Annotated in this window: 10 protein-coding genes; 9 read left to right on the plus strand and 1 reads right to left on the minus strand. The window is 35.4% G+C overall.

What is annotated here, in order from left to right; all coding sequences use genetic code 11:
- Window positions 1–208 precede the first annotated feature (208 nt).
- The 7 genes from JCM7501_RS12170 to JCM7501_RS12195 all read left to right on the plus strand — a co-directional run bounded on the left by JCM7501_RS12170 (window position 209) and on the right by JCM7501_RS12195 (window position 4,324).
- Entirely contained in the window at window positions 209–415 is a 207-nt protein-coding gene (locus tag JCM7501_RS12170; protein WP_028992394.1) for a hypothetical protein, read from the plus strand.
- A gap of 42 nt (window positions 416–457) precedes the next feature.
- The gene (locus JCM7501_RS12175; RefSeq protein ID WP_256201491.1) at window positions 458–1,402 is read left to right on the plus strand and encodes a phage portal protein; all 945 of its coding nucleotides are present in this window, start codon (window positions 458–460) and stop codon (window positions 1,400–1,402) included.
- Entirely contained in the window at window positions 1,383–1,892 is a 510-nt protein-coding gene (locus JCM7501_RS15505) for a phage portal protein (RefSeq protein ID WP_256201492.1), read from the plus strand. Before JCM7501_RS12175 ends, JCM7501_RS15505 begins: the two co-directional genes overlap by 20 nt.
- 6 nt (window positions 1,893–1,898) lie before the next feature.
- Window positions 1,899–3,326 (plus strand): phage minor capsid protein, encoded by a 1,428-nt coding sequence (locus tag JCM7501_RS12180; RefSeq protein ID WP_028992396.1) that lies wholly within the window; start codon window positions 1,899–1,901, stop codon window positions 3,324–3,326.
- A gap of 9 nt (window positions 3,327–3,335) precedes the next feature.
- The gene (locus JCM7501_RS12185; RefSeq protein WP_013411791.1) at window positions 3,336–3,614 is read left to right on the plus strand and encodes a hypothetical protein; all 279 of its coding nucleotides are present in this window, start codon (window positions 3,336–3,338) and stop codon (window positions 3,612–3,614) included.
- Between the two features lie 63 nt (window positions 3,615–3,677).
- Window positions 3,678–4,025, plus strand: a complete 348-nt coding sequence (locus JCM7501_RS12190) for a hypothetical protein (protein WP_028992397.1) — start codon at window positions 3,678–3,680, stop codon at window positions 4,023–4,025.
- A gap of 113 nt (window positions 4,026–4,138) precedes the next feature.
- On the plus strand, window positions 4,139–4,324 hold the full coding sequence (locus JCM7501_RS12195) for a hypothetical protein (RefSeq protein ID WP_028992398.1): 186 nt from the start codon (window positions 4,139–4,141) through the stop codon (window positions 4,322–4,324).
- A 161-nt stretch (window positions 4,325–4,485) separates the two neighbouring features.
- Here the strand turns inward: JCM7501_RS12195 and JCM7501_RS13110 are convergent, their stop codons facing one another.
- Complete coding sequence (locus JCM7501_RS13110) at window positions 4,486–4,737, minus strand: hypothetical protein (RefSeq protein ID WP_054644886.1); 252 nt, start codon at window positions 4,735–4,737, stop codon at window positions 4,486–4,488.
- A gap of 403 nt (window positions 4,738–5,140) precedes the next feature.
- Between JCM7501_RS13110 and JCM7501_RS15510 the strand changes: the two genes are divergently transcribed.
- Entirely contained in the window at window positions 5,141–5,443 is a 303-nt protein-coding gene (locus JCM7501_RS15510; RefSeq protein ID WP_228379022.1) for a Mu transposase domain-containing protein, read from the plus strand.
- An 8-nt stretch (window positions 5,444–5,451) separates the two neighbouring features.
- On the plus strand, window positions 5,452–5,756 hold a 305-nt coding region (locus tag JCM7501_RS12210; RefSeq protein ID WP_256201493.1), incomplete at its 3' end, for an ATP-binding protein.

Genomic DNA, 5,756 nt, shown 5'->3' on the forward strand with positions numbered 1-5,756 from the left:
AATTACGACAGTAGCAAAGGAGGGCGACAAAAAACAGTCGCTGAATATTCACGAGACTTGAAAGAGTTTATCGGTGACAAACATATAACAAACATAGTAGTTGATCCGTCGGCAGCGAGCTTTATAGCTTCAGCTTCGCAAAGACGGATTTTTTAATGTTAGAAAAGCAGATAACGAAGTGCTTGACGGTATTAGGTAGGTATCAACATTGCTTAGCAACAACAGATATTTCATTCATGAAAGCTGCAAGAACTTGATAAAAGAAAAAGCTTCTTATGTTTGGGATACAAAAGCACAACAAAAAGGAGAAGATAAGTCACTCAAACAAAATGACCATGCAAGTGATGCCGAATGTTATGGTTTATATACAATGAGGCATAGTATGAAGGTCATAGATAAACCAGTGGGCTGGTAATTATCCGAAATTTTTCGTTTCGTATAATAAGGTGATGATGAGATGATGACGGATTTGAGTTTTTGTGATATTGGTGCAAAATGGCCTCCAGATAGCGAAATGGAAAGACTACAGCGTTATGACCAAAACAGAAAGCTCTTTGAAGGTAGGCATGAACTTGTATTTAAAGATTGGGTTAGGTTGCTTAGAGATGACAAAAAAGCAACGCTAGAGATTATTTTAAATTGGCCTAAACGCTTATCGACGTTATGGGCAGATTTGTTATTAGGAGAACCACCTAGAATAACAGCAGGAGAAACAGGAAGTAAAGAGCAAGAACAGTTAGATAAAATTATCAAAAATAATAACTTTTTAAACACGGCTTACGAAGTAGCAATAGATTTAAGTAGATATGGCGATGGCATATTTAAAACAAGATATGATAAAAAAGCAATTATAGAAGCAATACCACCAGCTTTATGGTTTCCTGTTGTTAATGCGGACAATATCAAAGACGTACAGGCTCATATCATAGCTTGGACGTTTGATATACCGACACCAACACTACTGAACAAGGACAAAAAGACAACTTATCTTAGACTTGAAATACACGAAAGAGGTAAAATCACAAATAGACTTTTTGAATTGCAAGATGGAATTATAAAAAACGAAATTGATATAAAAACTTTTTACCCTGATTTAGAACCGGAAATATATACGGGAATTGATGATTTCTTAGTGGTACCAGTTCATAATATGCAGACAAGCGACAGAATATACGGCTTGGATGACTATAGCGACCTTGATAGTATAATTCAAGAGATAGAAGTCAGAATTGCACAGATAAGTAGAATCCTTGATAAGCACGCTGACCCTAACATGTATGGGCCTGCTACAGCACTTGAACAAAACGAGCTCGGTGAGTGGGTTGTCAGAGGAGGAGGAAATATTTCCTGTAGAACAAGGCGAACAACCACCGGGTTATGTGGTGTGGGATGGGAAGCTTGATGCTGCATTTAGAGAAATAGACCTGCTAATGGAGCAATTTTATGCACTATCAGAAACAAGTGCCGCTGCTTTTGGGCAGTTAAAACAGGGCCTTGCGGAGTCAGGTAGTGCATTAAGACGCTTAATGATGGCGCCTCTCGCAAAAGTAAACCGAATACGCATGAGGTTTGACCCTGCTATAAAGAAAATTTTACGGCTTGCAAGTAAATTAGATGCTTTATATGGCAATGGGATAGAACTGGAGACAATTAATATCGCTTGGAACGACGGATTACCAGATGATGAAAAAGAGCAGGCAGAAATCTATTCAATGCTTGTTCAAAACGGGCTTATAAGCAGAGAAACAGCTTTAAAACATTTATTTGAATTTGACGCAGAGACTTTAAAACAAGAACTAGCGAAGATAGCGGTTGAGACAGCACAAGAGGCTCCAGCATTATTTACAACAACATTACAAACACAACAGAATCAGCAACAACAAAGTGAGTGATAGATAATGCCTAACTTTGACGAAGAAAAACTCATACAAAGCCTTGTCGAACTCTATCGGCAGGGTTTTTTGAATGTTCTTAAAGTAATATTGGAAAAAGAAGTAAAGAAACAAGATACAGTTTATTTCAAAGATATTTTCAAACAAATAATGCAGATATTAGAACAGTTAGACCAAAACGCTGCAAAGTGGATTGAAGAAAATGTGCCAAAGATATATCAACAGAACTATATTGAAGTAATGGCTTTTATTAAACAGTTAAAGGGCGAAGCAATCCAAAATCCAAGTTTTAGTCAAATACATCAGAGAGCAGTAGATGTGTTAGCGCAAAATCTTTATGACAATCTCAGAGATGCAACTCAGTTTGTGGGACGTAAATTTGATGATTATTTTAGAAAAGCAAGTTTAGAAGCAGCAGGTAAAAAGTATGTCAGTGGTGAAACATGGCAGCAGATGAAAAAAGATTTGATGGAGAGGCTATTGAGCAAGGGTTTAACAGGCTTCAAAGACAGGCTAGGTAGGGAATGGAGACTTGATAGTTATGCTGAGATGGTTGCAATGACATTGACAAGAGAAGCAGCAACGGTGGCGACTATTAATGCTTGCAAGGAATTCGATATTGATTTGGTGAAAGTGTCTACACACTATCCGACATGTCATTTATGTGCACCAATTCAGGGTAAAGTATACAGCCTTTCAGGTAAAGACGGGAGATATCCAAAGTACGGAGAAGATGGTGTAGTTATTCCTCGTCATCCAAACTGTAGACATGTATTAATGCCATATATACGAGAACTTGATCCTAATGCCGAAGAGACAGAAAAGTATAGCAATACATCGTTAACTGAGGATCCAAGAAGTGAGAAAGAAAAGGAAGCATATAAAGAAGCACAGGAAAAACGGAAACAGCAATTTTACAATAAAGTGGAAAGAGAATATCTTAAAAATAAAAAGTTGTATGATGAGCAAGCAAGAGTTATAATAAAAAGTGAAAAAGATTATTCAGTTTTAATTAAAAAGTTGGCTGAGCTAAGGCAAATTGAGTGGGATAACACGCATTGGCTTATTAAAAAGGAGCTAATATTAGAGGCAAGAAAAGAAAAGGAGTTGTATCGTGAAAAATATCACGTTGCAAAACATGGGTATACATTTGATGAGACGATACCAAGAAATCAAAAAGAAATTACAGAAGAACATATAACAAAATATAAAAAATTCTTGTTGCAAACCAAGAAAAATGCTGATGAGATATACACATTTAGAGACCCACAGCGTGGAGATATTTGCTGGGCATTTGTAAAATATGAAAAACGCAAGGTGAATTTAGCTTTGTTTAATGAGCATATGAATAGGGATGCAAGTGGTTGGGCATTCGAGGATAAAGAAGATTGGGCAAAGTATTTGGAAAAACAGCCATATATCCGAATTTTGTGAGGTGAGAATATGGGAATACTTGAACAAGCTAAAATGGAAGCTGAAAGTCTTGATATTTTTGAAGAGGAAGAACCTGATTATTTTGCGGTAAGTTATTTATTGAACATCCTTGATATTCTTCAAGAAAAACAGCTAATCAAGACACCCGAAGGCAAAGAATTACAAAAAAAAGTTTTAAAATATGCTGATAAACTTGCGCCTTTTGTAAAAGGCCCACCAAATGGTGAAACAGGTTGGTGGTGGCATATGGATAAAGTTGCAAAAGGCGAGTTAAAACCCCAAATTTAACCACCTAACCGAGCAAGGTTGAGGTGGTATTTTTATGCCTTCTTGTAAGGAGGTGAGTACCAAGTGTCAGAAAAGGTTTCTAATAAGCCATGGAGCAGTTTTAGTGAAAGTGACTATGATAAAGAACAATGGTGGAATGCTTGTTTAATACATCTTGTGCCGAAAAGTGAATATACAAGTAAGGAACAGTGCAAACTGCCAGTCCGTGAACCAGATGGTACTTTAAATAGAAATGGCATACACGCAGCAGCTGCAGCTTTGGCTGGCGCTTGTGGGGGCGTAAAAGCACCAATGGAAGAGAAAAGAAAAGCAGCAAGAAAACTTGTTAGCTTATACCGCAATGTTTTAAACGAAGAACCACCTGAAAGCATACTCAAGCTTGCAGGCATGAAGCCAAACCAAAGCGAGTAGGCACTCAACAAAGAGTGTTTTTATTATGCCTTGAGAAAGTAGGAAAACAATGGAAATATGGTATAATATGGAAATAATTAAAAACAATAGGTACTGAAGTGTATATCGATGGCATGAAAGTACGTGGATTGTTCAGAGTAGAGTTTTATGATGCTTGGGATGAATTCCCTTACGTTGATATTAAGCTTGTTCCTACCACCATTAATGCAGAAAAAGAAAAGGCAGAGGAGAAAGAGATTAAGTTTTGTATTAATGGGCAGAGCATAGCACAATGTTCTACAGAAGCACTTGATAAGTAAAGGAGTGAGGAAACTTTATATCCCTTATAGTTCAGATAAAACATGTAACTGTAAATAATAAAATAAGAATGTACGAAAAGTGGAAAATAAAAATGTACAGATTTGTACATAAATTTGGTATCCTTCTGTTTGTATGAGGGATACCAAAAATGAAAAATCTATTAGGTCAAAGCTACGACATTCTTTTTATGGACATCTAATCCGCAAACGTGAGAGTAAACTAAATCCATGAAAGAGCCAACTCCTTTTTTAAAATTTGAACGATAGCGACTGTAAAATTGAAGAGCTGGTGCAACAACCATAAGGGTTATTCTATCCTGCGTGCTTCCCGTAAAGGGGATGGTATTTTCATCCTCTGCTGGTGCCGCATTTGCGGCATGGGAGTCTATGATGAAATAAAAGCAAGTGGTCATCCACGATTTGAAACTCCTGCGGGAAAACAGGCCCAGGTAGATTGGAAGGAAGACATAAAATTAGTTTCGAGATATAAGTAGTTGATATAACAAACGAGGGGAGGAAGATAAATAATAAAATAAAAGCATTTGCAAATGATTTTGGCTTTAAGATACGCTTATGTAAACCAAGGCGCTCATATACCAAAGGAAAGGTGGAATCATCTAATAAATTTATTGATTGGTTACTGCCATACAATGGTGAATTTGAAAATGAAGAAGATTTAATAAAGATAATCGATGAAATAACAAAAAAGTTAATCAATCCACAAATCAATCAACAGGAATACAAACGATAATATTATTCCAAAAAGAGAAGGAGTATCTATCTCCGCTACCAAGTAATGATATCATAGAAAGTTATATGAACTTCGAGCAAAAAGCAACTGTCCATAAAGATTCTATGATATATTACAAGGGGAGTAGATACTCAGTCCCTCCAAAATATATAAACAAAACTGTAACTCTTAAAACAGTAGAAAATGAGTTACATATATATTTTAACACAGATTTGATATCTGTCCATATATTAAGTGTGATAAAAAAGGTAAACTATCATGAATCTCATTATAGAGAATTAATGGAAAATCTCATCAAAAATAGAGAAGATATTGAACAAATATGTACAAATAATCTTAATGAATTAGATAAATTATTGCATAGGTAAGTGAAAATGTGAGTAACTATATTAAGCTATTAAACAATTTAGAAGAACTTGGATTAAATAACATAAAAAATAATAATATAGATACGTACTTAAACCTGATTAAATCAGGAGAAAAAAGTGTTATAGATGCTCTATATGAACTAAGCAATTTAGAAATAAAATCAAAACAAGAAAAAGCAATACTTGCATGTGTTAAAGTAGCAAACTTCCCTTTTTTAAAAGAACTTGATGATTTTGATTTTGAATTTCAACCAAGCATAAACAAACAAGAAATTCTTGATTTAAAAAGCTTAAGATTTGTAGAAAATAACGG

Source organism: Thermoanaerobacter thermocopriae JCM 7501 (assembly GCF_001310975.1).
GTDB lineage: Bacteria > Bacillota > Thermoanaerobacteria > Thermoanaerobacterales > Thermoanaerobacteraceae > Thermoanaerobacter > Thermoanaerobacter thermocopriae.